Origin of the sequence: Sulfitobacter sp., assembly GCF_041552635.1 — a bacterium.
In the GTDB taxonomy this organism is placed as follows: domain Bacteria; phylum Pseudomonadota; class Alphaproteobacteria; order Rhodobacterales; family Rhodobacteraceae; genus Sulfitobacter.
This window is the reverse complement of sequence record NZ_JBFEKM010000316.1, coordinates 1-2,189: the sequence shown is the minus strand read 5'-3', so window position 1 is coordinate 2,189 and position 2,189 is coordinate 1. Positions and strand designations below refer to the sequence as shown.

Genomic DNA, 2,189 nt, shown 5'->3' with positions numbered 1-2,189 from the left:
CGTTCCGAAATACCGACATGTCGATATGTGTGCCAAGATTCTCGGGGAACACCGCTACGGGAACGACTCCTGGCGTGGCAATCACTGTTGTGAGAGGGGCAATCGCAAGCTCGTATTCGCCGCTCGCGACCGATACCGCAGGAACGCCCCCAGCCATCGGATGACTTTGCGGCAAGACGGAACCAGTCAGCCCCATGCGCTCCATCACGTCCAGATAGGTTCGTCCGCTCGTCCCTGCGCCTGTATAGGCTATGCTTTTCGCGCTCCTGAGAAGCGCTTTGATACCATGTGAGTCCGCTATCATTTGGCCATGCGCCCCGCCTTTACGCGCAATCGCAAGTGAGACACGCCCGAATGCACGGTAGCTGCCGCCATCTGCAAATCCATCATCGATCAAAGCCTTCGCGTAAGATGGATTGGTCAGGCCGATGTCATAAGGCTCGCCCGCTCTGATCCGCTCCGGTATCAGTGGGTTCAGCTCAACCTCCTGTATAAGCCGCACGCCTGTCTCGGCTTCCACGCGCGGCAAGAGGCGGTCCATGACAAACCGGATCGCCGCAGGAACGAACATGCGCAATGTAGTCGGCATACTGAAGCTCTCCCCGCGACACGCCCGCGCCGTGGCCCCATTATTAAACGTATCGTTTGGTGCCCGACAAGCCCGTTTGTTGTGGTCTCAATTTGGGCTCGAAGCGGTCATGTGGCAACGCGGCGGGAATTGGCACCATGATCGGGAGTCAGTTTAAGAATGCTAAAGAGCGGCCGGTTCGCAGCCGACTTAGCACCTGTCAGGTAGTCAACATCGCCGCGGTATGGATTGAAGTTCATTGCTTGCTCGCCGCGGTATGGCGCATCCGAAGTCACCCCGCCGATGGAGGTGAACGCCTACACAGTTTCGCCTGCCCCCATGCTTTCACGGGGGGAATAGCAAACGACCCAGTCGCCCTTCTTTAGGGGTTTTACCACGATATGTTTACCGTGCCCAAGCTGCGCAAAGCCACCATCGCGTCCGCCGCGGGCATTTTCAGCCGATGCAACACCCTGCCAGAACGCCATCGCTCAACTCACCTCAAGCGCATCAGCACAGCGCTGCAACAGGTCTCTCAGAACCTCAGTCTTGTGATCCGTCAGGTTCGATAGCATCCGTCGCTCGACCGCCTCGGCAGCCACCACACCAGCATGCGCTGCTGTTCGACCTTTTTCGGTCAATTCGATCATAATGTCCGCCCGTGTTCCGGATGAGGGGGGCGCAGGACAAAACCGGCTCGCTCAAGAATGAAGAGCAGCACCGCATTTTGAGCTGCGGAGACTCCGATACCGGTCAGCTGCGCTTCCAGTCGCAGACGATGCTGGGTGATCTTCAAACCGTAGCCGGCTCAAAGCTTGAGCTTTTGCTTGAGCGTCTTTGCACCGGTGTTCAGTTGTTCGCCAAAGTCCAATACATTGCCTGACGCTACGACTACTTGATTTACCGCAGTCATAGGGGCCGCATAGTCGAATCCGACACCGGCACCACTACCGATCATGTCGGTTGTGATGTTCATTGCTCTGACTATCTTCTTGAAGGCGTGAATATCTTCGCTTCGCCCGTCTTTTAGGAGGTCAAGCTGCTTTTCCATCTTGTTCAGCAACTTCTGCTTCGTGACCAAATCTCTGTGCGCATCATTATTTTGAAGTAGTTTCAGCTTGTCTTCCATTTTGTCGATCTGCTTCTTGCTTTTTGCCAACTGCCCATCCGCGACGGAGATCAGCGCCTGAACACCGGCAACTTCGTCCTCCCCAGATTTTTGAAGCTCTTTCTTTAGCTTGGCGATGTACGCCACGTCCCTGTCTCTGTGGGTCTTCATGTTGTCCAGAAGCGTTTCGATCGTGTCCTGCTTGGAGCCGAGGTGGGCGACTTGGTAGACCAGTTGCTCTATCTTCTTCTTGTACTTGTGGACCAGCAACTTGAGGTTCTCGATGCTTTTAGAATGCATTGAGAGAAACTCTTTTTTCAGCACCGCTTTGGCTTCTCGATTTTTTCCCGTCAGCGCCTTCTCTTTGTACTGAAGGTAGAGCCATTTATGACGTGGCGAGTCCTGTTCGCCTTTTTTGACCAGATCTTCCATCTCATTCTGGATCTTCTCCATGGCACCTGCCTTGTCGAGAAGATATTCGAGGTTCTTTTTCATGCTTGCTTCAAGCTCTCG

4 protein-coding genes are annotated in these 2,189 nt (G+C 54.5%); all 4 read right to left on the bottom strand.

Annotation, left to right across the window (positions count from 1 at the left end):
- Positions 1 to 589, bottom strand: a 589-nt coding sequence (locus ABYT07_RS20575; RefSeq protein ID WP_372993864.1) for a substrate-binding domain-containing protein, incomplete at its 3' end; no start/stop codon positions are given.
- Between the two features lie 296 nt (positions 590 to 885).
- Positions 886 to 1,056 (bottom strand): hypothetical protein, encoded by a 171-nt coding sequence (locus tag ABYT07_RS20570; protein ID WP_372993863.1) that lies wholly within the window; start codon positions 1,054 to 1,056, stop codon positions 886 to 888.
- Positions 1,057 to 1,059: 3 nt separating this feature from the next.
- Positions 1,060 to 1,218 (bottom strand): hypothetical protein, encoded by a 159-nt coding sequence (locus ABYT07_RS20565; protein ID WP_372993862.1) that lies wholly within the window; start codon positions 1,216 to 1,218, stop codon positions 1,060 to 1,062.
- Between the two features lie 158 nt (positions 1,219 to 1,376).
- A partial coding sequence (locus tag ABYT07_RS20560; protein ID WP_372993861.1) for a hypothetical protein occupies positions 1,377 to 2,189 on the bottom strand: 813 nt, incomplete at its 5' end.